At 57.4% G+C, this 25,485-nt stretch carries 24 protein-coding genes; 5 read left to right on the top strand and 19 right to left on the bottom strand.

Annotated elements, in window-relative coordinates; genetic code table 11:
* The first annotated feature begins 7 nt into the window (after positions 1-7).
* Positions 8-697 (top strand): hypothetical protein, encoded by a 690-nt coding sequence (locus DXA66_RS10310; protein ID WP_118528705.1) that lies wholly within the window; start codon positions 8-10, stop codon positions 695-697.
* Positions 678-1,526 carry a hypothetical protein gene (locus DXA66_RS10305; RefSeq protein ID WP_118528703.1) on the top strand — a complete coding sequence of 283 codons (849 nt, stop codon included), beginning with the start codon at positions 678-680 and terminating at the stop codon, positions 1,524-1,526. The genes DXA66_RS10310 and DXA66_RS10305 overlap by 20 nt, the downstream gene beginning before the upstream one ends.
* A gap of 61 nt (positions 1,527-1,587) precedes the next feature.
* Here the strand turns inward: DXA66_RS10305 and DXA66_RS10300 are convergent, their stop codons facing one another.
* Entirely contained in the window at positions 1,588-2,457 is an 870-nt protein-coding gene (locus tag DXA66_RS10300) for a phosphoribosylaminoimidazolesuccinocarboxamide synthase (RefSeq protein WP_118528701.1), read from the bottom strand.
* A 288-nt stretch (positions 2,458-2,745) separates the two neighbouring features.
* On the opposite strand from DXA66_RS10300, the gene DXA66_RS10295 reads away from it, so the two are divergent.
* Positions 2,746-4,185: a 6-phospho-beta-glucosidase gene (locus tag DXA66_RS10295; RefSeq protein ID WP_097774317.1), complete on the top strand. Its 1,440-nt coding sequence runs from the start codon at positions 2,746-2,748 to the stop codon at positions 4,183-4,185.
* A gap of 41 nt (positions 4,186-4,226) precedes the next feature.
* Positions 4,227-5,201, top strand: coding sequence for a glycerophosphodiester phosphodiesterase family protein (locus DXA66_RS10290; protein WP_005943990.1), 975 nt, complete (start codon positions 4,227-4,229; stop codon positions 5,199-5,201).
* A gap of 108 nt (positions 5,202-5,309) precedes the next feature.
* Here the strand turns inward: DXA66_RS10290 and DXA66_RS10285 are convergent, their stop codons facing one another.
* The 18 genes from DXA66_RS10285 to DXA66_RS10200 form a co-directional block, all read right to left on the bottom strand.
* A complete protein-coding gene (locus DXA66_RS10285) occupies positions 5,310-6,272 on the bottom strand; it encodes an AEC family transporter (protein WP_118528699.1) in 963 nt (320 codons plus the stop codon).
* A gap of 3 nt (positions 6,273-6,275) precedes the next feature.
* Positions 6,276-7,814 (bottom strand): ATP-binding protein, encoded by a 1,539-nt coding sequence (locus tag DXA66_RS10280; RefSeq protein ID WP_118528697.1) that lies wholly within the window; start codon positions 7,812-7,814, stop codon positions 6,276-6,278.
* Positions 7,815-7,825: 11 nt separating this feature from the next.
* A complete protein-coding gene (locus DXA66_RS10275) occupies positions 7,826-9,256 on the bottom strand; it encodes a VWA-like domain-containing protein (protein ID WP_347562395.1) in 1,431 nt (476 codons plus the stop codon).
* A gap of 14 nt (positions 9,257-9,270) precedes the next feature.
* The gene (locus tag DXA66_RS10270; protein WP_118528693.1) at positions 9,271-10,374 is read right to left on the bottom strand and encodes a leucine-rich repeat protein; all 1,104 of its coding nucleotides are present in this window, start codon (positions 10,372-10,374) and stop codon (positions 9,271-9,273) included.
* A 143-nt stretch (positions 10,375-10,517) separates the two neighbouring features.
* Positions 10,518-12,437 (bottom strand): ABC transporter ATP-binding protein, encoded by a 1,920-nt coding sequence (locus DXA66_RS10265; RefSeq protein ID WP_118528691.1) that lies wholly within the window; start codon positions 12,435-12,437, stop codon positions 10,518-10,520.
* Complete coding sequence (locus tag DXA66_RS10260; RefSeq protein ID WP_118528689.1) at positions 12,437-14,188, bottom strand: ABC transporter ATP-binding protein; 1,752 nt, start codon at positions 14,186-14,188, stop codon at positions 12,437-12,439. Before DXA66_RS10260 ends, DXA66_RS10265 begins: the two co-directional genes overlap by 1 nt.
* A 130-nt stretch (positions 14,189-14,318) precedes the next feature.
* On the bottom strand, positions 14,319-14,804 hold the full coding sequence (locus DXA66_RS10255) for a MarR family winged helix-turn-helix transcriptional regulator (RefSeq protein WP_243089089.1): 486 nt from the start codon (positions 14,802-14,804) through the stop codon (positions 14,319-14,321).
* A 407-nt stretch (positions 14,805-15,211) separates the two neighbouring features.
* Positions 15,212-15,802 (bottom strand): TVP38/TMEM64 family protein, encoded by a 591-nt coding sequence (locus DXA66_RS10250; protein ID WP_243089088.1) that lies wholly within the window; start codon positions 15,800-15,802, stop codon positions 15,212-15,214.
* A 155-nt stretch (positions 15,803-15,957) separates the two neighbouring features.
* Positions 15,958-16,947: a 3'-5' exonuclease gene (locus tag DXA66_RS10245; RefSeq protein WP_118528683.1), complete on the bottom strand. Its 990-nt coding sequence runs from the start codon at positions 16,945-16,947 to the stop codon at positions 15,958-15,960.
* An 18-nt stretch (positions 16,948-16,965) separates the two neighbouring features.
* On the bottom strand, positions 16,966-17,781 hold the full coding sequence (locus tag DXA66_RS10240; protein WP_118528681.1) for a Cof-type HAD-IIB family hydrolase: 816 nt from the start codon (positions 17,779-17,781) through the stop codon (positions 16,966-16,968).
* A gap of 126 nt (positions 17,782-17,907) precedes the next feature.
* Positions 17,908-18,105, bottom strand: a complete 198-nt coding sequence (locus tag DXA66_RS14310) for a hypothetical protein (protein ID WP_158576374.1) — start codon at positions 18,103-18,105, stop codon at positions 17,908-17,910.
* Positions 18,106-18,194: 89 nt separating this feature from the next.
* A complete protein-coding gene (gene mscL, locus DXA66_RS10230) occupies positions 18,195-18,647 on the bottom strand; it encodes a large conductance mechanosensitive channel protein MscL (RefSeq protein ID WP_118528679.1) in 453 nt (150 codons plus the stop codon).
* A gap of 172 nt (positions 18,648-18,819) precedes the next feature.
* Entirely contained in the window at positions 18,820-19,311 is a 492-nt protein-coding gene (locus tag DXA66_RS10225; RefSeq protein ID WP_044953969.1) for a hypothetical protein, read from the bottom strand.
* 304 nt (positions 19,312-19,615) lie between these two features.
* Positions 19,616-20,416 (bottom strand): gluconate 5-dehydrogenase, encoded by an 801-nt coding sequence (locus tag DXA66_RS10220; RefSeq protein WP_118528677.1) that lies wholly within the window; start codon positions 20,414-20,416, stop codon positions 19,616-19,618.
* An 81-nt stretch (positions 20,417-20,497) separates the two neighbouring features.
* The gene (gene kduI, locus DXA66_RS10215; protein ID WP_005944042.1) at positions 20,498-21,346 is read right to left on the bottom strand and encodes a 5-dehydro-4-deoxy-D-glucuronate isomerase; all 849 of its coding nucleotides are present in this window, start codon (positions 21,344-21,346) and stop codon (positions 20,498-20,500) included.
* 19 nt (positions 21,347-21,365) lie between these two features.
* Complete coding sequence (locus DXA66_RS10210; RefSeq protein ID WP_118528675.1) at positions 21,366-22,391, bottom strand: sugar kinase; 1,026 nt, start codon at positions 22,389-22,391, stop codon at positions 21,366-21,368.
* A gap of 93 nt (positions 22,392-22,484) precedes the next feature.
* Complete coding sequence (gene eda / locus DXA66_RS10205) at positions 22,485-23,447, bottom strand: bifunctional 4-hydroxy-2-oxoglutarate aldolase/2-dehydro-3-deoxy-phosphogluconate aldolase (protein ID WP_118528673.1); 963 nt, start codon at positions 23,445-23,447, stop codon at positions 22,485-22,487.
* Between the two features lie 211 nt (positions 23,448-23,658).
* Entirely contained in the window at positions 23,659-24,570 is a 912-nt protein-coding gene (locus tag DXA66_RS10200) for an HAD-IIB family hydrolase (protein ID WP_118528671.1), read from the bottom strand.
* 147 nt (positions 24,571-24,717) lie between these two features.
* Between DXA66_RS10200 and DXA66_RS10195 the strand changes: the two genes are divergently transcribed.
* A complete protein-coding gene (locus tag DXA66_RS10195) occupies positions 24,718-25,353 on the top strand; it encodes a phosphatase PAP2 family protein (protein ID WP_118528669.1) in 636 nt (211 codons plus the stop codon).
* Positions 25,354-25,485: the final 132 nt, after the last annotated feature.

Genomic DNA, 25,485 nt, shown 5'->3' with positions numbered 1-25,485 from the left:
ATCGATTATGATGAAAAACGGAATCCTGACCTTCCTCTTCGCCTTTTGCCCGGGCGCAGGCCAGATGTATCAGGGCTACATGAAGCGCGGCCTTTCGCTCATTACGATGTTCTGCGTGGCCTTTGGTGCGAGCACTCTGCTGGAAGTTTTGTATGTAGCCATGCCCATTGTGTGGATGTACAGCTTCTTTGACACCTTCAATCTCCGGGCGCAGATCGGCGCAGGCACCGCCCCGCAGGACGATTATCTGGTGCACATCAACTGGCACGACCAGCGCATGGAACAGTTCATGCTGGACAGCCACAAGCTGCTGGGTTGGGGCCTGATCGCGCTGGGCGCACTGGTGGCCTACCAGAACATCCTTATGAACACGCTGGGGGATATCGTGTGGCGCTGGGGCCAGAGCAGCCCTTTCTTCCGCGCACTTTACCTGATGATGGATCAGCTGCCGGAGGTGGTGGTCTGCGTGGCCCTGATCATCTGCGGTGCGTGGCTGGTGCGCGGCCCCAAAGGCAGAAAGCAGAAGCCGCAGAACGATGCCGAAGATGAAGATTTTACCGAGTATACCGCACAGGATGCGCAGGCAGAGCCGGAAGCAAGGGGCTTTGCCATGCCCAAACTCTCGGCTCTGCTGGGCAAGCCCGTGACCCCGGACGATGAGACGGAGGATGCCGACGATGGACGAGACGAGAAATGATGCGCCGCTGACCGGTGAAGCACCGCAGACTGCAAAACCGCAGCCGCTGCGCCGGGTGGGCAGCTTTACGCTGGGCGTATGCCTGATCGCAGCGGGCATCTTCTTTCTGCTTGCCTATTTTGTGCCGGGCTTTGACTGGAAGCTGACGCTCAAGATCGCCCCGGCGGCAGGGCTGATCCTGCTGGGCGGCGAGGTGCTGTTCTTTGCCGCCCGCCCGGGCCGCTGGAAATACGATTTCTGGTCGGTGCTGATCTGCCTTGTGCTCATGGCCGGGTGCTTTGGCCTTTCGCTGCTGCCGGTGGTGTGGGATGAACTCGGCCCGGAGCGGAATCAGGCAAGCATGAAGCTGGGGCAGGAATATACGACAGAAGCCTATGACAAGATCAAACAAACAGCCCCGGATATCCGTGTGAAGAATATCAGCGGAAACGCCTACCTGTACAGCAGTGAGGCGAAAACGCTGCGGGATGTGAATGCCGGAAACGGCTATCTGAGCCTGACTGTGGAGCTGTTTGGCGGCTATGACAGCGTACAGGCCTTTGCGCAGGACTGCCGCAGCGTGACCGATGCCGTGCAGCAATGCAGCGCACAGCCGAATGAGCTGCGCATTACATGGTCGCCGGACAACGACCCGGAAGAGAGCCTTGGCACGGGAACACTGCAGCAGGTGGAGCAGTACACGCTGGAGCTGGTGGGCATTGCGCAGCTGGACTGGACGGCTGACCAGATGGCAAAGCAGACCGAGGTGCAGTACCTGCTGGACGAAGAAAACGAAGAACCGGCAGAGTCCGAAGCTTATTCTGAGGAAAGTTCGGAGCTGAGCGAGTGAAACAAAAAAATGCTTCCGTGCGCCGCACGGAAGCATTTTTTGTACGTTTATACGGTCGATCTTACAGCTTTTTGCCGGTGAGCAGCTCGTAAGCCTCCAGATACTTGGCAATGGTCTTGTCAATCACGTCCTGCGGCAGATCGTAGTTGCTGTCGGGGTTGGCCTTGAGCCAGTCTCGCACGAACTGCTTATCAAAAGAGGGCTGGCTGTGGCCCGGCTCGTAGCCCTCCAGCGGCCAGAAGCGGGAGGAATCCGGGGTGAGCATTTCGTCGCCCAGCACCACGTTGCCGTTCTCATCCAGACCAAACTCAAACTTGGTGTCGGCAATGATGATGCCGCGGGAGAGCGCATATTCAGCACACTTCTTGTACAGGGCAATGGTGTAGTCGCGCAGCTTGGTGGCGTACTCCTCGCCGTGGCCGGGGAACTGCTTTTCCAGCACCTCGATGCTCTTTTCGTAGGAGATGTTCTCGTCGTGGTCGCCGATCTCGGCCTTGGTGGAGGGAGTGTAGATAGGCTCGGACAGCTTGTCGGATTCCTTCAGGCCCTCGGGCAGCTGGATGCCGCACACCTTGCCGGTCTTCTGGTAGCTGGCCCAGCCGCTGCCGGTGATGTAGCCGCGCACGATGCACTCAATGGGCAGCATGGTCAGCTTACGGCACATCATGCTGTTGCCGTCGAACTGCGGCTGCTGGAAAAACTCAGGCATATCCTTCACGTCCACGCTCAGCATGTGGTTGGGCAGCAGATCGCGGGTGTAATCGAACCAGAATTTGCTCATCTGGGTCAGAACGGTGCCCTTTTTGGTGACCTTGTTTTTCAGGATGACATCAAACGCGGAAATGCGGTCGGTAGCAACCATGATGAGGCTGTCACCGTTATCATAGATCTCACGAACCTTGCCTTCTTTAATGGGCTTGAACTCAGTCATAATCAAACACTCCATTTTCCAATGCCGAAAAAGCGGCGGTGTATCTTACCTGATTATTGTACCATGTCTGCGGACAGTTTGAAAGAAACAGAATGAAAGGAAAATCAGGCCGTTTTTGCTTTTTTCTCGTGAAAAATGTACGAAAAATAGAATCAAAATTCGGCGATTTGACGATAAAAGTCGTACTTTCACAACAATGAAGCACCTTTTTGTAAAATGTAGGCATGGACATTCCGGCGATTGTGCGGTATCTTATAATCAACAAATTAAAATAGGGAGGGTTTACATATGGGCAGTTTTCCCAAAGATTTTCTGTGGGGCGGTGCCACCGCTGCCAACCAGTGCGAGGGCGCATGGCAGGCAGGCGGCAAGGGCCTTGCCACCGTGGATGTGACCCCGTTTGGCCCGGACCGCTTCCCGGTGGCGCTGGGTCGGCTGGAAATGCTGGAGTGCGACGACAAGCACTATTATCCCAGCCATGAAGCCATTGACCTGTATCACCATTATAAAGAGGACATCGCCCTCTTTGCCGAGATGGGTTTCAAGTGCTTCCGGCTGTCCATCGCATGGACCCGCATCCTGCCGAACGGCGACGATGCCCAGCCCAATGAAGAAGGCTTGAAGTTCTATGAGGATGTGTTTGATGAGTGCCACAAATACGGCATTGAACCGCTTGTGACCATCTGCCACTTCGATACCCCCATTGCCCTCATAAAAAAGTATGGCGGCTGGAAAGACCGCCGCATGGTGGATGCCTATGTGCACTACTGTGAAGTGCTGTTTGACCGCTACAAGGGGAAGGTGAAATACTGGCTCACCTTCAACGAGATCAACATGCTGCTGCATCTGCCCTTTACCGGCGCGGGGCTGGTGTTCTATCCGGGCGAGAATGTGCAGCAGGTGGAGTATCAGGCGGCACATCATGAGCTGGTGGCCAGCGCAAAGGCGGTCAAGCTGGCCCATGAAAAGATGCCCGGTGCCATGGTGGGCTGTATGTTGGCGGCAGGCCAGTATTACCCGCGCACCTGTGCACCGGAGGATATCCGTGCCGCGCAGGAAGCGGACCGCGACAACTACTTCTTTACCGATGTGCAGGCCCGCGGTGCCTACCCGGTGTGGGCAAAAAAGCGGATGGAGAAGGCCGGCATCACCCTACACACCGAGCCGGGCGATGAGCAGGTTCTGAAAGAAGGCACCGTGGATTTTGTCTCCTTCAGCTACTATTCCAGCCGCTGCATCACCACGGATCAGGAGATCCTGGCAGAAGAAAAGGCCGACGGCAATGCGGTGCTGGAAGCTGTAAAGAACCCCTACCTCAAGGCCAGCGAGTGGGGCTGGGCCATCGACCCGGTGGGCCTGCGCGTGACCCTGAACACCATCTACGACCGGTACGAAAAGCCCATGTTCATTGTGGAGAACGGCCTTGGCGCGGTGGATACCGTGGAAGCGGACGGCTCCATCCACGACAGCTACCGCATCGATTATCTGCGCGCCCACATCGAGCAGATGGAAAAGGCCGTCAACGAGGACGGCCTGCCGCTGATGGGCTACACCACATGGGGCCCTATCGACCTTGTGAGCGCATCCACCGGTGAGATGAAAAAGCGCTACGGCTTTATCTATGTGGATAAGGACAACGACGGCAACGGCACACTGGCCCGCAGCCGCAAGGACAGCTTCTATTGGTACAAAAAGGTTATTGCTTCAAACGGCACCGACCTTGCCTGAAATTTGCGAAAAAATAAATTTGTGAGAAAGAATTGGAATTTATGACACCTGAGATCATTGCACACCGCGGCGCGTCCTATCTTGCGCCGGAAAATACCCTTTCTGCGTTCCGCAAGGCGATGGAGATCGGCGCGGACGGCGTGGAAATGGACGTACAGCAGACCAGCGATAAAAAGCTGGTGATCCACCATGATTTTGTCATTGACTGGCACACCGATATGCGTGGCCAGATCTACGACATGACCGAGGGCGAGCTGAAGGCGCTGGACTTTGGCAGCTGGAAGGATGTGAACTATCGGAACGAGAGGATCGCTACCCTGCAGGAGGCACTGGCTCTGTGCAGGGAAATGGAAGGTACCATCGTTCAGCTGGAAATGAAGGCCACCATCGATGACGACCCGGATTTTGTCCCCCGCGTGATCGAGGAGGTGCGTGCAGCAAACATTACCGACCGGCTGGTGGTGATCTCGTTCAACCACGACCTGCTGCGGCAGGCAAAGCAGCTGATGCCGGAGCTGAAGGTGGGCGTGCTGGTCTACGGTGCGTTGGAGACCATGGCGCTGCCCACTAGCACATGGGAAATGCTTGGCCTGCAGAACGGGCTGGAAGAGGATGATTTTCCACAGCTGCCGCCGCTGTCGGTGGAAAATGTGGATGACGAAAACTGCAGCTGGGCCCTGCGCTGGATGGGCAATCAGATCAGTATGCTGCAGGCGAACTTTCCGGGCAAGAGTCTGGTAGAGGTAGCCCAGCGCCTGCTGGAACAGCGGGACCCGGTAAAGTATGTGCAGACGCTGGACTTCAAGCCGGACTGGGTGAGCTGTGAATATCACACCGCTTACCAGCAGCCCAGCATGGTGCAGAAGCTGCATGATCTGGGCATCAAGGCGGCATACTGGACGGTGGACGGGGAACAGGCCGTGAAAGACCTTTGGCCCCTGCAGCCGGATGCCATCGTCACAAACCGCCCGGACCGCGTGCGGGAATGGATCTCTGAACTGGAAATGACAGAATAAAGGGCAGAAGCTGCATCCCTTCGGTGCGGCCTGATTCCCCAAGCAACATCTGAAAAGCAAACAGCGGACAGCCTGCAGGCCGTCCGCTGTTGTGCTATGCAAAAGATGTTATAAAATATATCCGAGGCTCCGCAGCACGAACAGCCAGAAGGTCAGGCTGAATGCGCTGAACAGGGTGGTGGTAACGCACACGCTGCCGGTAAGCACACCTTCGTGGCCCATCTGCTTTGCCATAACGTAGCACGCCGGGGTGGTGATGCTGCCCAGCATCACCAGCAGGGCCACCAGCTTTTCGTCGGTAAAGCCAAAGCGCACAGCCAGCGGCAGGAACAGCGCAGGCAGCACCATCAGCTTGACCACAGTAGCCACAGCGGTAGGCTTGAGGTATCCCAGAGCTTTTTTGCCCTTGAAGCCTGCACCAATGGCAAGCAGGGCCAGAGGGCTGGTCAGACCGGCCACATTGGAAAGGGCCTTATCCAGCATGGCAGGCATGGAAATGTGCAGCATGCTCCACGCAAAGCCCGCTGCAATGCCCAGAAGGATGGGGTTCGTCAGGATGCCTTTCACACTCTTTTTGAGCTTTTCAGCCATATTGCCGGTCTGAGCCTGCGCAGTGGGCGCTTCCAGCATCAAAATGACCACTGCCATGATGTTATACAGCGGCACACTGCCAAGGATTATCAGGCTGGACATGCTGGCATCGCCGTAGATGCTCTGCAGAAAAGCCGAGCCGAGGATGGCAGCCGACGAACGGTAACACACCTGAACGAACTCGCCCACAAGGCCGGTGCCCTTTAAAAACAGCTTTGCCAGCGCCCAGATCACAAGGATGCACGCCAGTGTGACCGCAAAGCAGAACAGCACATACCGGCCATCGAAGGTGGCGCGGACATCGTTTTTGCCAAGGTCGCGGAACAGCTGCACCGGCAGTGCCACATAAAACACGAACTTGTTGGCCCCGGCCACGAACGCATCGCTCAGAAAACCGGTGCGGTGCAGCACATAGCCCAGCAGCATGATAAAGAACAGCGGCATGGTGCTGTTCATGCTGAACAGAATATTTTCCAGCATGGCTCACACCCCGCCGTGGCGGCGCTGCTCTGCAGCCAGCTCCTGCTGCAGGGCAGCTTTGCGGTGGTCCAGCAGCAGGTCTTTGTTGTACTTGAAGTAGCGTTCGCAGCCGTTCTCGGTGAGGAAGGCGTGGGACACCGGGTTCACCGTCAGCTCGGTGACAAACACCACCATCTCCTGGCTTTCGGCAAAGGCCTGCTCCATAAAGTCGAAAGCGGCTTCCAGCGCGGCGCTGGCGGTCTGCTGGGCCTTTTCGCGCTCATCGGCAAGGGACTGGAACTGCTCACGCAGCAGGTCGAAGGCTTCCTGTGTACCGGCGGCGTTGGCACGGCGCAGTTCGCCCTCCCAGCCGCGCAGCACGGCCAGCACTTGCAGGCGGGTGGTCAGAGCATCTTTGCTCAGCAGCCCGGCGGCACGCTTTTGCTGTGTTTCGGTGTCGTAATCCATGATCTGCTGGTGGAACATTTCTGCCGAGCCGTCCGGGATATCCTCCGGAACGGTGGCAAGGGCTTTTTTGGTTTCCCGCAGAAAGGCATAGCAGCTGTCGGCCACTGCATCTGCCTGACGGGAGGCCGTGAACCGGGTGCCGAGGCCTGCAAGGATCAGGCTGACCAGCGAAAGCCGCTCGTCGAAGGGGGCCTGCAGCAGCCGTGCGAACACGGCGGGCTTTGCCTGTCCGGCCAAGATCTCCTCTACGCCGTAGTCGTCGCGGTACTTATAGTAAAGGTCGAGGTAGGCGGAGAAGTCCTCTGCGATCTTCGGGTGCTGGATGTACTCGCAGATCAGGTCTTCATCGGCCTGCAGACCCAGTGTTTCGTAGGTGTCCAGCAGATTGGAAAGATCCTCCCAGCCGCGGGCGGTCACGAACTGGGTGCCGTCCACATCGGCGTTGATCTGGTAGAAGTTCTGCGGGTGCAGCTCCAGATAGCTCAAAATGGCGCTGTGGATGTGGGCAGCGCGGGCATAGTCCTTCCACACGGGCAGGTCCGGCTCAATGTCCATGCGGCGCACGCGGTCCAGCGTAACGATATCAAAGTCGCGCACAGATTTGTTATATTCCGGTGGGTTGCCTGCCGCCACGATCACCCAGCCCGCAGGCACGGCCTGATTGCCAAAGGTCTTGCATTGCAAAAATTGCAGCATGGTGGGGGCCAGCGTTTCCGACACACAGTTGATCTCGTCGATGAACAGAATGCCCTCAGAGAGGCCGGTGGCCTCCATCTTGGCGTAGATGCTGGCAATGATCTCGCTCATGGTGTATTCAGTCACCGAGACATCTTTACCGCCGTAGTTGCGCTGGCGGATGAAGGGCAGGCCCACGGCGCTCTGGCGGGTGTGGTGGGTGATGGTGTAGGCCACCAGCGCCACGCCGCACTCCCGGGCTACCTGCTCCATCACCTGCGTCTTGCCAATGCCCGGAGGCCCCATGAGCAGAATGGGACGCTGCCGGATGGCCGGGATGGCGTATTCGCCCAGAGCATCCTTGGCAAGGTAGGCTTTTACGGTGTGTTCAATTTCTTCTTTGGCTCGTTTGATATTCATAACAAATTCCCTCACGAATTGTTCAGGTCACGGTACAGGTCGTCCTCTTCGGCCAGCGCATCTGCAAGAGCATTAGCCGGGCGGGCTGCTGCGCCGGTAAATTCTTCTTCGTCCAGAACCACCTTCATGGCCCACGGCGGCACATTGGCATCATCGAACCGGTCGCCTAGAAACAGAAAAGCGGTGTCGTAGGCCGGGCGCTTGGCGGGGTAGGTGCCCATGCCGTCGGTGAAGTACAAAAGGCCCCGCAGGTTCGAGAACTTCTTCTCGGCGCACAGCTGGTTCACGTATTCAAAGGCCGGGCGGAAGTCCGTTCCGCCGCCGCCCCGCAGCTCAAAATGGTTCATGGCGTGGATCAGCTCGTCCTCATTGTGGATCAGGATATCCTGCCGGATGGCGTTATCGGCCTGGATCAGGTGCAGGTTCATCCGGTGAAAAAAGTTCTCCTGTCCTTTCAGCAGAGTGTAGGTCTCCGCAAGGAACGCCCGCACTAGTTCACCGGAGGTGGAGTAGCTGGTGTCGATGACAAGGGCCAGCTCCTCGATCTTTTTGCTTTCCCGGCTTTCCAGAGGCTCGATGAGGGGCAGGTTTCCGTACACCGAAAGGCCGTAGGTGTAGAAGTTCAGGTCGAACTCGTCCGGGTCCAGCTTTACTTCCTCCCGCAGCACGCAGAACCGGCGCAGAAAATCCCGGTAGCTGCGGCGGCTGCGGTTGGCGGCTTTTACCTGCTGCTTCAGGGCATCGGCACCGTCCCCGGCTTCCTTATCCCGCAGGTCCAGCTCTGTCTGCATCCGCTCCCCGATCTTCTGCCACGTTTTCTGGGGCAGCGGCGTGGGCATCTGCTGGGGCTGGTCAGGCGCATCCTTCGGCCACAGACGGTGGTCGTCGGTCACGAACTCCCGCTCCAGCTGGCGCAGCACGCCGGGGGTCTGCCGGGTGAGCCACCGATACACCGGCGCGGCTGCCACCACGGTTTCCTCGGCGGTGATCTGCTGGTAGGCGTTCTGGCGCACATAGGTCAGCGGGCGCTTGACGCTGGTGCGGTTCAGGCTGTCGATGACATTCTCCACTGCGATATCACAGGCAAGGCTCCACAGCTGCGGCTCCCGGCGGCCTTTCAGCCACAAATGTCGGAATACGCAGTGGAATATGGTGTGCAGATACAACCGGTTGAGATATTTTGGATTGTCCTGATAGAGCCGCAGCAGATGGCTGGGCTGATAAAACAGGACCTGACCGTCCGTAGCCAGCACCCGGCAGCGCTCGTCCGGGGCGGGGGACAAGGCACTGAGCGCCATATCCAGAAAGCGGAAGTCCAGATACAGCCCGCTGCGCACTACCGCCAGCACCTCGCCGCCCATGCGTGCCTGCCACTCCTCGTGGGTCTCCGGCCGCTGGGACTGGAACGGCTTGCGCGGGTCAAAAAATTTTTCTTTTGGCAACGTGTGGTCACCTCTCAAAAATCAAAATCGTACCGCTGCTTTTTGGGCTGAGGGGCATACTTTTTGTGCTCCGCATTCGCCAGCAGAGCGGCGGCAGCGGCGTTCCCGGCCTTGGCGGCAAGGGCTGAAGCTTCGGCAAAGCCGGCTTTGTCCAGCACATCCAGCGCAATGAGTGCACGCACGGCATCGTTGTCCTGCGCCTTCAGCAGGCGGGCCAGCACCCGGTCGGTGTTGGCTGCCAGAAATGCCCGGTAGTGCCCGGCGGCGGCTTCGGTCAGCTGCCACGGATACCGCAGCCGGTCAAAGCAGAGCATTGCCATCACATTGGCATCGTCGGCATCGTGGCCCTGCGGGAAGATCGCGTCGTATTCTGCGGGGAGGAATTTGTTCTCTAAAAAACACTGCCGGTAATGATATCCCTGCCCGGAAAAGGTGTGCAGCAGGATGTGGGCGGGGGTCTCCTCGATATCCTCCCAGTAGGCGGGATACCAGAGCGCCGCCAGCGGGGCTGCTGTACCGGCAGGGCAAAACTCAGCCCGCACCGCTTCGGTGATGTTGTTCACAAGGGCAAACAGGCCGGTAGGTTCTTCAGGGCCTGCCTGCACCCGGATGGTCTCCAGCGCAAAGCAGTTCAAAAACACATCGCTGCCCATGGTCAGGCTGCCCGTGCCCACGGTGAGCAGACGCAGCTTGCGGCAGTTGTAGAATGCGCAGCTGCCGACGACCTGTAAGCTGTCCGGCAGGGTCAGCTCTTCGAGAAAGTTCCCACACACCGGGTGCAGGTCGTCTGCATCCGAACCGGCAGCGGGCGCGTCAAAGTCGAAGTCGTACCGGCGGCAGGTGCCGCCTACCGTCTGCCCAAAGGCCCGAGTCAGCCGCGCCGTGCCGTCCGGGGCCGCCTCGTAGCGGCAGGTCTTGTCTGCCGCAGGCAGGCTGCGCGGCTTTTCGGAAAAGCAGTAGTCGCCCAGTTCGGTAACAGCAAAGCTGCCGCCCTCCGGTGCTGGCAGTGTGCCGGGCAGCGCGATACACGGCTCTGTGCCGTACACCCGCACCAGCCGGGCTGTGTCTGCCGAAAGCGGCAGGATATCCAATGTAAGGGCGTTTTCCGGATATGCCATGTTCTGACCTCGTTTTCCTGCAATTCATTCAAGGTTCAGTATACCGCGAACAGGGGGTGATTGTCCAGAGCGGAGAAGAGAAAAGGAGCCGCCGCACGGCGATGTGCCGGTGCGGCGGCTCTTTTGAGAAGGTAGAAAAACGCTTAGTTTTCGGCCAGATTGCCGGTGTACAGCTGGTAATACTTGCCTTTTTTAGCGATCAGCTCGTCGTGGCTGCCGCGCTCGATGATGCGGCCCTGCTCCAGCACCACGATGCAGTCTGCATTGCGGACGGTGGACAGGCGGTGCGCAATGACAAAGCTGGTGCGGCCGTACATCAGGCCGTCCATGCCGCGTTGCACCAGCGCTTCGGTGCGGGTATCGATGGAGGAGGTGGCCTCGTCCAGGATCAGCACCGGGGGATCTGCCACGGCGGCGCGGGCAATGGCCAGCAGCTGGCGCTGGCCCTGCGAGAGGTTGGCACCATCGCCGGTGAGCATGGTGTTGTAGCCTTCCGGCAGGCGTTTGATGAAGCCATCCGCGTTGGCAAGGCGGGCAGCGGCAATGCACTCTTCATCGGTGGCATCCAGCCGGCCGTAGCGGATGTTCTCCATCACCGTGCCGGTGAACAGATGGGTGTCCTGCAGCACGATGCCCAGAGAACGGCGCAGATCGGCCTTTTTGATCTTGTGGATGTTGATGCCGTCGTAGCGGATCTTGCCGTCCTGAATGTCGTAGAACCGGTTGATAAGGTTGGTGATGGTGGTCTTACCGGCACCGGTAGAACCGACAAAGGCGATCTTCTGGCCCGGACGGCCATACAGGTTGATATCGTGCAGGACGGTTTTTTCCGGCACATAGCCAAAGTCTACATCGGTAAAGGTGATGCTGCCTTCCAGCTTGTGGTAGGTGGTAGTGCCGTCGTGGTGCGGGTGCTTCCATGCCCAGATGCCGGTGCGCTCGTCCGTCTCCACCAGCTGGTCGTTGCGGTCGTACTTTGCGTTGACAAGGGTCACATAGCCTTCGTCGGTCTCGCTGGGTTCATCCATCATCTTGAAGATACGCTCGGCACCGGCCAGAGCCATGATGATGCTGTTGGCCTGCATGGACACCTGACTGATGGGCATGTTGAAGCTCTTATTCAACGAGAGAAACGCCACAACGGTGCCCAAGGTCATGCTGCCTACACCGCCTACAGCCATGGCTGCACCCACCAGAGCGCAGATGGCGTAGCTGATATTGCCCAGCTGAGCGTTGACGGGCATCATGATGTTGGCGAAGCTGTTGGCCTGCTTGGCGCTTTCCTTCAGCTGGTCGTTCAGCTCGCGGAAGCCGGCCAGAGCCTTCTGTTCGTGGGTGAACACCTTGACGACCTTCTGGCCCTCCATCATCTCTTCGATATAGCCGTTCACCTTGCCAAGGTCGCGCTGCTGCTGGATGAAGTATTTGCCGGACTGTTGGGTGATCTTTTTGGAGCAGAACATCATCAGCGCCACCATCAGCATGGTAACGATCGTCAGCTGCCAGCTGAGCATGCACATGCTGAAGAACACCGAAACAATGGTAATGGCGCTGGACACCAGCTGCGGGATGCTCTGGCTGAGCATCTGGCGCAGGGTATCCACGTCGTTGGTGTACACGGACATGATATCGCCATGGGGATGCTGGTCAAAATACTTGATGGGCAGGCTCTCCATGTGGGTGAACAGCTGGGTGCGCAGGTTGCGCAGGGTGCCCTGCGTCACGTTGACCATGATGCGGGCGTTGAGCCATGCGGCCAGAATGCCGATAACGTAGATGATGCCTACCCGCAGCAGAGCTGCTGCCAGCGGGGCAAAATCGGGGTCCTGCTGCTGGGTCATGGGTACGATGTAATCATCCATCAGAGTCTTTAAAAACAGACTGGCCTGTACGTTTGCCAGCGCGCTGACCACGATGCAGACAAGTACAAGGATGCAGTGGGGCAGATAGTGCTGGAACACTTCGCCCATGATGCGCCCCAGCAGCTTGCCCGGATTTTCCACTTTGGGCCGGGGGCCGCCCATGCGGGGGCCGGGGCCGCGAACTTCTTTTGCCTGAGCCATTACTGTTCACCTCCCTGTTTGTCAAAGTCGCCGCCGCCCTGGGTCTGGCTGTTGTAAACTTCCTGATAGATGGCGTTGGTCTTGAGCAGCTCTTCGTGGGTGCCCAGACCATCGATCTTACCGTTATCCAGCACAAGGATGCGGTCGGCATCCTGCACCGAGGAAATGCGCTGTGCAATGATGATCTTGGTGGTGCCGGGAATCTCCTCCCGGAATGCCTTGCGGATCTTGGCATCGGTAGCGGTATCCACGGCGCTGGTGGAGTCGTCCAAAATCAGAACCTTGGGCTTGCGCAGCAGGGCGCGGGCGATGGTCAGGCGCTGCTTCTGGCCGCCGGACACGTTGGAGCCGCCCTGCTCGATCCATGTATTGTATTTGTTCGGGAAGCGCTCGATGAACTCATCGGCGCAGGCAAGCTTTGCCACACGGATGCACTCTTCCTCGCTGGCATTCTCGTCGCCCCAGCGCAGGTTATCGAGAATGGTGCCGCTGAACAGCACGTTCTTCTGCAGCACCATGGACACCTCGCGGCGCAACACGTCGAGGTTGTAGTCGCGCACATCCACACCGCCCACCTTCACGGTGCCGGTCTCGGCATCATACAGGCGGGGGATCAGCTGCACAAGGCTGGATTTTGCGCTGCCAGTGCCGCCGATGATACCTAAGGTCTCGCCGGGCTTGATGCGGAAGGTGATATCATTCAGCACCGGCTGGCCGCTGCCGTGCTTATACTTGAAGGTGACATGCTCGAACTCGATGCCGCCGTCCTTCACCTGCTGCACCGGCTGCTTTGCGGGGGGCAGGTCGGTGGTCTCGTCCAGCACTTCCACAATACGCTTTGCGGAAGCGGCAGACATGGAGATCATGACAAAGGCCATGCTCAGCATCATCAGGGCCATGAGGATGTTCATGATGTAGCCGAACAGAGCGTTCAGCTGGCCGGTGGTGATGGCGCCATGCAGAACGTACTTGGCACCCAGCCAGCTCAGGGCGATGTTGCAGCCGTAAACGGCGGTGAGCATGGCAGGGTTATTGAAGCTCAGGCGGCTCTCAGCGTTCACAAACTGGTCGTACAGGCTCTGGCAGGCTTTGGTGTACTTCTCGTTTTCAAAGCCCTCGCGCACGAAGCTCTTCACTACGCGGATGGCGGAGACGTTTTCCTGCACGGAAGCGTTCAGGGCATCGTAGTTTTTGAACACCCGGTCAAAGATGTGGAAGGTGGGCACCATGATGCCTGCCAGCACCGCCACCAGAAAGACCACAGCCACCACGAAGATCAGTGACAGCGGGCCGCCGATCATCACGGCCATGAACAAAGCGAACACCAGATGCACCGGGGCGCGCACGCACATGCGCTCGATCATCTGGAATGCGTTCTGTACGTTGGTCACGTCGGTGGTCATACGGGTGACAAGGCCCGCAGTGGAGAACTTATCAATGTTGGAAAAAGAATAATGCTGGATGTTCTCATACATGGCATCGCGCAGGTTGCCGGCAAAGCCGGTGGATGCCTCGGCGGCGTATTTGCCGGCCAGAACGCCCAGCACCAGCGCGACCACAGCCACCAGAAAGGTGAGCAGGCCGTACTTGAGGATGGCGTTCATATCGCCCTTTTCAATGCCCTGATCGATGATAAAGGCCATGATGGTGGGCAAAAGCACATCCATCACGGCTTCCAGAGCGGCAAAGAGCGGTGTCAGGACTGCGGCGCGTTTATACTCGCCCAGATGTGACACTAACTTTTTGATCATCTGAGTTGCCTCCTGTTACTTTTTATTTGTTTGGTACAGAACAATTTTATACAAAACATTTTAATTGTCAAGACGTTTCAAAAAATGTTCATAATTACTAATTTAACAACCCAAAATTTAGCAAACTGCATCACTGCAGAGCTTCCCGCAGCTTGTTTAAAAGCCGCAGCAGCTCGGTATTTTCCTCCGTTGTCAGCAGCCCGGCCACATAGTCGTCGGTCTGGTGGAAGCAGAGCATCGTCTTTTCGTGGAAGCAGATGCCCTCTTCGGTGAGCACCAGCTGCTTGAGCCGGGCATCCTGCGGCACGCTGCGCCGCTCAATATAGCCCTTGCGCTCCATCAATTGCAGGATGTTGGTCACGGTAGAGCGGGTGATGGAAAACTCTCGCTCAATGTCCCGCTGGAACACGGGGGTGTCCCGGTGGCGGTAGAGATACCCAATGATCCACCCGTGCATGGGGGTGGCCTGCTCCACGTCATTTTCGCGGGCAAACTGGTTGATCTTGCGGAAGATCAGGTTGTCCACCCGGCGGATCTGCGCCGGGATGACCTGTGGGCCTTCCCAAGGGGGATCGGCGTGATTGCAGCACTCGTTTTTGGTTTCGTCACACATCATGGTTTTGTCCTTCATGGTTGTTTTGGCATTGAACAGTTTCAAATAAAACTGTTTGATAGCATACATATTATACAGCAGTCAAAGTGAATGTCAAGGGGAAGGGAACGATTTTAAATGCCCTCCGCTTTGCTCTGGGCATAAAATAATTTTTATATTGCAAACCAGCCAAGCCTGCGGGCTTGGCTGGTTTGCTTTTTTACGGAAGGGGCTGTAGTTGCAAGCGGCATATTTTCCGGTTGCGCGGTCATTTCCGAAGGAAATAAGCGCAACAGATGGAGTTTGCCTTTTGGGCCATTACTGTGAAAATGCAACAGCAGACAGCCCGCAGGCTGTCTGCTGTTGCCCCATTATAAAAATATTTTTCCGCTAAATATGCCCAGAGCGAATGTGGAGGGCATTCTGAATTATTATTCCAGATTGTGTTTTTTACAGAACTGTTTGCTCACCCAGTACATCCCGCCCCACAGCAGAACGGCCAGCACCAGATACACCGGGTTCTTCATGGAACTGACCAGCGACTGCCCAAACACTGCCATCATGGCGATCATCACGCCCTTGCCCAGCAGCATGGTAATGAGATAGCGCTTTTCGTCAAAGTCCGAGATGCCAAAGGCCAGATGCATAAAGGAGCTTGGCGCGAAGGGCAGCAGCATGAGCATGAACAGCGACGAAGTGTCAAAGCGGTTCACCCACTGCTGAGCCTTTTCCAGCTTGGGCGAGCGGGAGGCAAACTTCCAGAAGAAGCACTTGACCACCCGCCGCCAGAACAGGAACATGATGCTGCCGCCCAGCGCCACACCGGCCCAGCTGTACAGGAAACCCAGAATGCCGCCGTGAGCCGCTACATTCAGCGCCACAATGGCAATGAGCGGCAGCGGCGGAAAAAACGACTCCACCATGGCCAGCGTGATGGGGGCAATGGGGCCAAGGTTGCCAAAACTGTCCAGCAGAGTTTCCCAGAACTCCAGCGTTCCCAGCTGGCGCAGCCAAAAGTTCATTGTGCACATCCATCCCTTCCGCCTGCGCTTTCCCATCCGCAGGTTCCTCTATCCGTAGTATATCCATATTGTATGACACAAGCATGAACACAAAGCGACATTTTTTTGCCCTGTGCACAGCCTCCTTGGGATACTACGAAGCTGCCGGTACTGTTTTACTCCGCAGCCTGCTTTTCTGCGCGGGCCTTCATGCGCTCCAACTGGGCGGTGCGCTGCTTTTCCCACCGGGCAAGAGAAGCATCGTCCGGGATCTGCAGGCAGCGGGCGTAGCTCCAGTGCAGGCCGTCGCGGCGGGCCAGCTTGTAGCGCTGGAACACACCCTTGCCTGCGGCATTGCTGCTGCCGGCGCAGTGGGGGCACTGGCTCAGGGTGTACCAGCTGTTGCTGCCCTTTTTCAACCATACATCATCGGGCTTGAGCGGTGCGCCGCACTCCGGGCAGCTCATGGTGTAAATTTTGGGGTCGGTGCGCCAGGTGTACTGCTCCACATAGCCGCGGAAGACCTCAAAATCCCGGTAGTCGCCGGGGGTGGGGCACAGGCTGGCCCGCAGGGATTCCTCCTCAGTGGGGTAGGCCGCAAGACCGGCCCGCAGGTCGAGCATCCGGCAGACATCGGCGGTGTACAGCGTGTCGGAAAGGGCATCGTGGAACTGCCGCTCCATGGGCAGCCCTAAGCGGGTGACGACACTTTCCAGCGTCATGCCCTCGCCCTCTTTGCGGGGATGCTCCCGCAGGAACACCTGCTGCAGGTCGTACCAGATGGTGGGCTTTGATTCGTCGATGTTGCACAGGTACAGGTTCTGCTTGAGCACCGGTACGTCATCCATGCCCCACTCGGCAAATTCGGCATCCGGGCCGCACCACTGCATAAAGCGGCGCAGGCCCTGCACGATGGGCTCACCCTTGTCCAGATCGGCCTGCGTCAGGCCGGTGACTTTAGCAATGTGATGCTGCAGCTTACGGAAGATGCGGGGCCGCAGATGGATGGAAAAGGTGTCCAGCACGTTGGCATCCTCGTCGATCTTCACGGCACCGATCTCCACGATCTCGCCCCGGAAGGTCTGCTGCACGCCATGGTAATTAAAGGTATACGGCTGGTAGCCGATATTCCATTCCAGATCAAATAAAACCAGATTGCGCGGCATTGTTTTGTGTTCCTCTCGTTACTTTAAAATAAACTTCTCCACAGCCTCGGCCACACCGTCGTGGTCGTTGTCGGCGGCAGTCACATAGTCGGCCACGGCCTTTACCGGCTCTTCGGCATTCTGCATGGCCACGCCCACACCGGCGTAGGCGATCATGGAGCGGTCATTCAGGCCATCGCCGCAGGCCATCAGGTTTTCGCGGCCAAGGCCCATGTGCTCCAAAAGGGCGGCAAGGCTGCCGTCCTTGGCCACGCCCAGCGGCACGGCTTCAATAAAGAACGGGCTGGAGGGGTACAGGTCGATGCGGCCGTCAAACTGCTTTTTGCCGGCGGCCCACACCTCGTCCCGGCGGGCGGGGTCCAGCGTGATGAGCATTTTGCAGATGGGGTAATCCACATACTTTGCCAGATCGTCCACACCGGTCATGGGCAGTTTGCAGGTAAAGCACTCGCGCAGTGCCCACTTGTCGTCCGGGTGCTCGGTGACAACGCCCTCTTTATTATAGGTGATAATGGTCACGTTCTGTGCGGCGGCAAAGGCGCACAGCTCGGGTACGTACTGGGCATCCAGCTGTTTCTGGTACAAAGTCTCGCCGGTGCGGCAGTCGATGATCTTGCCGCCGTTGTAAGAAAGGATGCAGCCGCCCTTTTTATCCAGCCCCAGTTCCTTTGCCAGCGGCAGCACGCCCGCGGTGGGACGGCCGGATGCCAGCACGATGGTGACACCCTTTGCAATTGCGGCATCCAGTGCGGCGCGGGTGTGGGGTGTAACTTCCTTCTGGCTGTTGGTCAGGGTGCCATCCAGATCCAGTGCCAGAACTTTGATCTCTGCCATATAAAATCCTCTCAATTTATATAAAGGTAAAAAAGCACTTACTCCCTTATTGTACAATGAAATGCCATCATCTTTCAACCCTTGCGGAGACGTTTGTGGAAAAAGTGGCGGCACTTGAGCAGGATTTTACATCCCCTTCCGGCTTTTTACGTTGGAGCGGATGCAGCAGCTGACGAGGAGAACTGCATGCTGGGCCTGTTCCAGAAACCCAAGTACATCTTCCTGTTCATCGGCGACGGCATGGGCACTGCCCAGATCCAGTCTGCCCGCTTCTACAAGGGCACCGTGGACAACAACGGCGCTGTGACCGAGGCCGACTTCCACATTTTCCCGGATAAAGTAAAACCTCCCCGCTCTGGAACCGCAGCGACTGCGGCCGGGCAGGGAGGTTTTGCTTTATCCGATGCAAAAGATCAGTTGTTGATCTCCGGGAAGCCCTCCAGCTTGCTGGTGCAGTGGGGGCAGCGCACTGCCTTGATAGAGATCTCGCTCTGGCAGTAGGGGCACACCTTGGTGGTGGGCTCTGCGGGAGCTTCCGACTCAGCAGGCTTCTTGTGCAGGGCGTTGATGGTCTTGATGACCACGAACAGCACAAAGGCCACGATCAGGAAGTTGATGATGGCGGTGATGAATGCACCAATGCCGATCATCACATCACCCACATGGATGCCCACTTCCGAGAAATCTGCGTTGAAGAACAGGCCGATGGCAGGGTTGATGATGTCGTTCACCAGTGAGTTGACGATGGCCGTGAACGCACCGCCGATCACAACACCGACTGCCATATCCAGCACGTTGCCGCGCATGGCGAAGGCCTTGAATTCTTCAAAAAACTTTTTGATGCCCTTGATCTCTTTTTCTGCCATAAGAAAATCCACTCCTTTACTCCCTTTATGCCGCAAGGGAACGTATTTGCGTCTATGATAGCGGATTTTTGGCGTGATTGCAAGGGAAAATGACAGCCTCAGTCCTCTTTTGGAAAAAAATAAAACGGGAAAGTCCTGCAGACTTTCCCGTTTTGCAAGGATGAAACAGTTTTTACTTTTCCGGTGCAGTAAAAGCGATGGGGGTAGCACCTGCAGCGGCATCCACACTCAGCAGGGAGATGGGAGCAACCTCGTAGTGCAGGGTCTCAAAGCTCTGGGTCTGGCCGTCCTCGGTGGTGAACTCCAAAATGTAGGTCACGTCGGACTGCTTGTCAGCCTCCACATCGCGGGTGATGACGATGTTCTCGCCGTCAGCCAGACCGTTCTCGCCGGCCAGATTGTCGCCCTTCTCGTCGCTGCCTGCATCGTACAGGTACAGCTCGGTGACGGTAGAACCGGTGGTGTTGTACACAGTGTACTCAGCGGTGGTGGGCTCAGCAGCTTCGCTGGAAGCAGCCTCAGAGCTTGCAGCCTCGGAAGAAGCGGCAGCAGAAGAAGCCACAGAAGAGGAAGCGGCGGTGGAGGATGCGGAAGAACCGCAGGCGGTCATGCCAACAGCCAGTGCTGCAGCGGCAGCAACGATCGCAATGTTCTTGAGTTTCATGTGAAATATACTCCTTTGAAATTTCTTCGTATTCAGATCAACCAACAGGGTGTGATGGATGATGAAGACGATTATACGGGAATTTCGACAAAAAATCAAGACGTATATGTGCATTTTGAACGATGAAACAGGAACTGTTACCGATTTGACATGAAATTGGAACATTTTAACATGAGTTCACATGAAGCAATGTTTTGTAGGAAAGGCCGCTTGCCGCTTCGTAAAAAGACAGCCCCATGCAGATCTTGGTCTGCACAGAGCTGTCTGGTCGGAAGATTAAGGAAGGCGCAGCGCCCAAATGGCTTTACTTGGGCTGGCGGCCGATGTAAGCCAGAATGCCGCCGTCGGCGTACAGGATCTGACCGTTCACAAAGTCGGAAGCGTGGCTTGCAAGGAACACGCAGGGGCCCACCATGTCGTCCGGCTCACCCCAGCGGCCTGCGGGGGTCTTGGCAGTGATGAACTGGTCGAAGGGGTGGCGGCTGCCGTCCGGCTGCACCTCCCGCAGAGGTGCGGTCTGGGCGGTGGCGATGTAGCCGGGGCCCATGCCGTTACACTGGATGTTGTACTCGCCGTACTCGGAGGCGATGTTCTTGGTGAGCATCTTCAGTGCACCCTTGGCGGCAGCGTAGGCGGAGACGGTCTCGCGGCCCAGCTCGCTCATCATGGAGCATATGTTGATGATCTTGCCCTCGCGCTTTTCCATCATGTCCGGCAGAACGGCCTTGGAGCAGTTGAAGGCACCGCCTACATGCACATCGATGACCCGCATGAAGTCGGCGTGGCTCATCTCGGTCATGGGCACGCGCTTCATCAGACCGGCATTGTTTACCAGAATGTCCACCGGGCCGACCTCGGCCTTGATCTTTGCAACCATGGCGTTCACAGCGTCCTCATCGGACACGTCGGCCACATAGCCGTGTGCGTCGATGCCGGCTGCCTTGTATGCTGCAAGGCCCTTTTCAAGGCTTGCTTCGGAAGAGCAGTTGAAGCAGATGGCGGCACCGCACTTGGCCATGCCTTCGGCGATGGAAAAACCGATGCCGTGGGCACCGCCGGTGATCAGAGCCACCTTGCCCTGCAGGTTGAAAGCGGAAAGATCCATGATTTTCTCCTTATCAAGTTAAATTTTTAGCAAAAAGCCCCGTACCGGTGGACCCGGTACGGGGCTTGTGTATGGTGCTTTTTAGCGCAGGTCAGTGGTAGCGATGTTGTCCATGTCGTCAAACTCCATGTTCTCGCCGCCCATTGCCCAGATAAACGTATAGTTCGAGGTGCCTACGCCGCTGTGAATGCTCCAAGAAGGGCTGATGACAGCATCCTCGTTGTGCATCACGATGTGGCGGGTCTGGGTAGGCTCGCCGCACATGTGGAACACCACCTGCCCCTCGGGCAGTTCAAAGTAGGTATAAATTTCCATGCGCCGCTCGTGGGTGTGGCTGGGCATCGTGTTCCAGTTGGAACCGGATTCCAGTTCGGTCATACCCATGCTGAGCTGGCAGGTCTTCAGAACATCCGGGTGGATGAACTGATTGATGGTGCGCTTATTGCAGGTCTCGACGCTGCCCAGAGGACGATGGTTTGCATCGGCCATCTTGATCAGGCGGGTCTCGTAAGAGCAATGTGCGGGAGCGGATACCATGTAGAACTTGGCGGGATGCTCCGGGTCGGCGGAAGCAAAGGTGACTTCCTTGGTGCCTTTGGTGATGTACAGGCAGTCCTTATAGCCCAGCTCGTACTTTACGCCATCGGCCACCACGATACCGGTGGAATCCTTGCCGATGTTGAACATGCCGATCTCGCGGCGCTCCAGAAAGTAGTGGGTGCCGAAGTTTGCCCACACGTCGATGCCCTTGTCGATGGACACGGTCTCGTGCACCGGCATGCAGCCCAGCGTGACCATGCGGTCCACATGGCTGTACACAGCAACGACCTCATCGGCCTTGTACAGGCCGGTGATGAGCATTTCGTCCCGCATTTCCTCGGTGGTATAGCGCTTGAAATCCTTCTGGTTGCAGGAGTAGCGGATATCCATTCTGGACTCCTTCCTGCTCTTAGCGCTGAATACGGCCGGAACCGTCGCCGCCAGCCAGCTTCTCGACCTCGGACACGGTCATCATGTTGTAGTCGCCCTCGATGGAGTGCTTCAGAGCAGAAGCAGCAACAGCGAACTCAACAGCTTCCTGAGTGGTCTTGCCGGTCAGCAGGCTGTAGATCAGGCCGCCGCCGAAGGAGTCGCCGCCGCCAACGCGGTCGATGATGTGCAGGTTGTACTTCTTGGAGAAGCAGTACTCATTGGAAGCAACATCGTACAGCATAGCGCTCCAGCCGTTGTCGAAGGCGCTGTGGCTCTCACGCAGGGTGATAGCGACCTTCTCAAAGTGGAACTTGTCAGCCAGCTGCTTAGCCACGCTCTTGTAGCCCTCGGCATTCAGCTTGCCGCCGTAGATATCGGTAGCCTCGGCCTCGATGCCGAACACGTCCTTTGCGTCTTCCTCGTTGGAGATGCACACGTCAACATACTGGCACAGATCGGTCATGGCAGCGCGGGCCTGCTCACGGGTCCACAGCTTGCCGCGGTAGTTCAGGTCGCAGCTGATCTTCACGCCGTGAGCCTTAGCAGCCTTGCAGGCCTCGCGGCAGATCTCGACGACATTCTCGCCCAGAGCCGGGGTGATGCCGGTGAAGTGGAACCAGTCCACGCCCTCGAAGATCTTATCCCAATCAAAGTCGGAGGGCTGAGCCAGCTGGATGGCACTGTTGGCACGGTCGTAGATGCAGACGGAACCACGCTGAGAAGCACCCTTCTCGTTGTAGTAGATGCCAACGCGATCGCCGCCGCGGGTGATCATGCTGGTGTCAACGCCGTAACGGCGCAGGCTGTTGACAGCGGCCTGACCGATTGCGTGTGCGGGGAGCTTAGTGACGAAAGCTGCGTCCAGACCGTAGTTGGCCAGAGAAACAGCAACGTTTGCCTCGCCGCCGCCGAAGGTGAACTCCAGGCTGTTAGCCTGAACGAAACGCTCGTAGTTGAACGGCTGCAGACGGACCATCAGTTCGCCAAAAGTAACGACTTTCATTGGTTATTCTCCTTTTATTTACAGGTGTTTATGACCTTCTGCTGCGGGGCATCCCCGGCGCAGCAGGGCTTTCACGGATAAGGGAGCCGGAGCTCAGGCCTGAACCAGGTGGAATGCGAAGCCGCCGATCTCGTCTGCAAAGTAGCAGGCGATGGTCTTGCCGTTCTTCACAACCTTGCTGTCCAGATCGAACTTGGCACCGCGCTGAGACAGGTGATAGATGGCACGATCCACGTTGTTGCAGCCGATGGCGATGTGGCCATTGGTGCCGCGGCCGACCTTCTTCATGATCTCGAACTCCTTGTTGCCGACGAAGATGCTGGAGTTGCCGGGAGCGACCTTCATGTTCAGCAGGCTGCCGATGATGTTTGCCACCTTCATGGCCTCTTCCTCGTTCTCGGTGTTGATGCCAATGTGCATCAGCTTCAGGCCCAGCATGGTGTCAACAGCTTCCTTGCTCTGAGCAGTGATCTTTGCCCAGTCGCCGGCTTTGATCACGTCACTCTTGCACATCCAGGTGCCGCCCACAGCAAAGATCTGGTCATAGCTCAGATAGTCGTTGACGTTCTTTGCGTTGACACCGCCGGTGCACATCCAGCGTGCGCTCTTCAAGGCAGCGCCGATGTTCTTCAGCATGCCGACACCGCCGTTTGCCTCAGCGGGGAAGAACTTCAGGGCCTCGCAGCCCATGTTCATAGCCTGCTGCATCTCGCCTGCAGAGCAGGTGCCGGGCATCATGATGCCGCCCTTGTCGATGACGTGCTTGCAGACTTCGGGGTCGAAGCCGGGAGCAACGATGAAGGAAGCACCAGCTGCCATTGCACGGTCAGCCTGCTCGGTGGTCAGGACAGTGCCTGCGCCCAGCAGCATCTCGGGCATCTCCTCGTGGATCTTGCGGATGCAATCCTCAGCACATGCGGTGCGGAAGGTGACCTCAGCTGCGGGCAGACCGCCGTCAGCCAGAGCCTTGCACAGGGGCAGGGCTTCATCAACGCTGTTAAAAGCGATAACAGGGATAATGCCGATCTGATAGACCTTTTCTACGATGGGATTCATAACGCATTTCTCCTTTTAGTTTGAACTCTCTTGGTGCGCGTGGGCTGCCGTTTGGGCATGGTGCACCCACTGTGCGCTCATATTATTAGTATAAACGACGGAAATGAGTTTGGAAATGCTCAACAAGCACAATGTTTTGCATAAGAGCTTGTATACATTGCACAAAAATGACGAATGACCTGAAAATTGGGGCTGTTTTGACCCTGTTTGCTCAAATACCAAGCCTGCCGAACAGCTCTGCAACGCCGTCGTGGTCGCAGTCGGCTTCGCTCACAATGCTGCCAATGGCCTTGATCTGGGGCATTCCGTTGGCCATAACAGCGGCGATCCCTGCCTTTTCCAGCATGGCGCGGTCGTTCTCGCTGTCGCCCACGGCAAGGGTGTTCTCGTGGGGGATGCCCAGCAGGTCGGCCAGAGCCAGCAGGGCACTGCCCTTATCCACACCGGCAGCGGTCACTTCGATGTTGTCCGGCGAACCCTGCACCACGGACACGCCCGGGATAGCCTGAAACTTTGGCAGGGCAGCGGCGGTCTTTTCGGTGCTGTCGAAGAACATGCACAGTTTTTCGATCTCGTGCGCATGGCGGGACATCCAGCTCTCGATGCCGGGAATGACGGTAAAGCGGCCGTCGGTCAGGTTCTGCCGCGCCTCGGAGGAGAGAAAGTGGGCGGTGCGGGAGGTGAGCTTTGCAATGCCCTCCGGAGTCTTGATGGCAAGGCCGTCGCTGAATACGCTCAGCTCGCCATCGTACTGCTGGAACAGGTCAAAAGCTTCCCGTGCCACTTCTGCCGGCATCAGGCGGTGCATCAGGCAGGCGGGCTCACTGGTATGGCGCTGGGCGGCATTGGCATAGCGGCTGTGCACAGCACCCATGGGGTCATCGCCAAGGTCCCACACGGCGGCACCGTTGGAGGTGATGGCATACCGGATGCCGGGCAGCTTTGCCACAACAGGCGGCAGGCTGGCCAGCGGGCGGCCTGTGGCGGGCACCACCACCACGCCATGCTCTACAGCGCGGGCAATGGCTTGACGGGTGGCAAGGGTGACCTCGTTGTTCCGGTTCAGCAGGGTGCCGTCCAGATCCAGCGCGGCAAGGCGGACAGGGGGAAAGCTTTGCAACATAATGGCTCCTTTTATAATAGATACGCTCAAAAACAGAGCGCAGGTTTACAACACTCTTTTTATTTTATCGCACCGGAAAGGTTTGCGCAAGATGGCGTGATGTGGTATAATCATACGTCATCACATTGAAAATATAGGAGAAATACCATGAATCCCAAACAATTGTGGAGCCGGCGCCGCCCGCACCTGTGGTTCCAGCTGTACTGGGTGGTGTATCTGATCTGGTTCTTCTGGCTGGATCTGACCATCAAAGATCCCAAATATATCATCCACGCCCCACTTGATGATCTGATCCCCTTCAATGAGTGGTTCATCTTTCCGTATTGCAGCTGGTTTGTGCTGCTGGCTGGTGTGACGGCCCTGCTGTGGTGGTGCGACACCCAAAGCTACGATAAGCTCTGCCTGACCATGTTTTCCGGCATGACCTTCTGCCTGATCCTGTACATGCGGCTGCCCAACGGTCTGGATATCCGCCCCACAGTGGATGCGGTGGGCCGCAGCAACATTGCAATGAGCATCATGCAGCTGATCTGGAGGGCGGACGCCTCGGTCAATGTGTGCCCGTCCATCCATTGCCAAAGCACGGCCTGCATGGCAATGGCGTTCAGCCACAGCAAGCTGGCAAAGGAGCGCCCGGCCCTGAAAATTCTGGCCTGGGTGTGGGCTGCACTGATCTGTGCGTCCACCGTGTTCACCAAGCAGCACTCCATCATTGATGTGGTGTGCGGTCTGGCTGTGGCCTTTGTGTGGGCGCCGGTGGTGTACCGTTCCGCTAAAAAGTAAACGCAGCAAAAGCCCTTCACCCGGAGGGCTTTTGTGCTGCCATGAGGCCTGTCTTGACAAAACAGAGAAAAATGTTGGCGATTTTTAGTTGCAGCTACACTTGACAGCCGCCCTGTGGTTGGGTAATATGGT

This window comes from Faecalibacterium sp. OF03-6AC (assembly GCF_003478175.1).
Classification (GTDB): domain Bacteria; phylum Bacillota; class Clostridia; order Oscillospirales; family Ruminococcaceae; genus Faecalibacterium; species Faecalibacterium taiwanense.
This window is presented reverse-complemented; position numbering and strand designations above follow the sequence as displayed.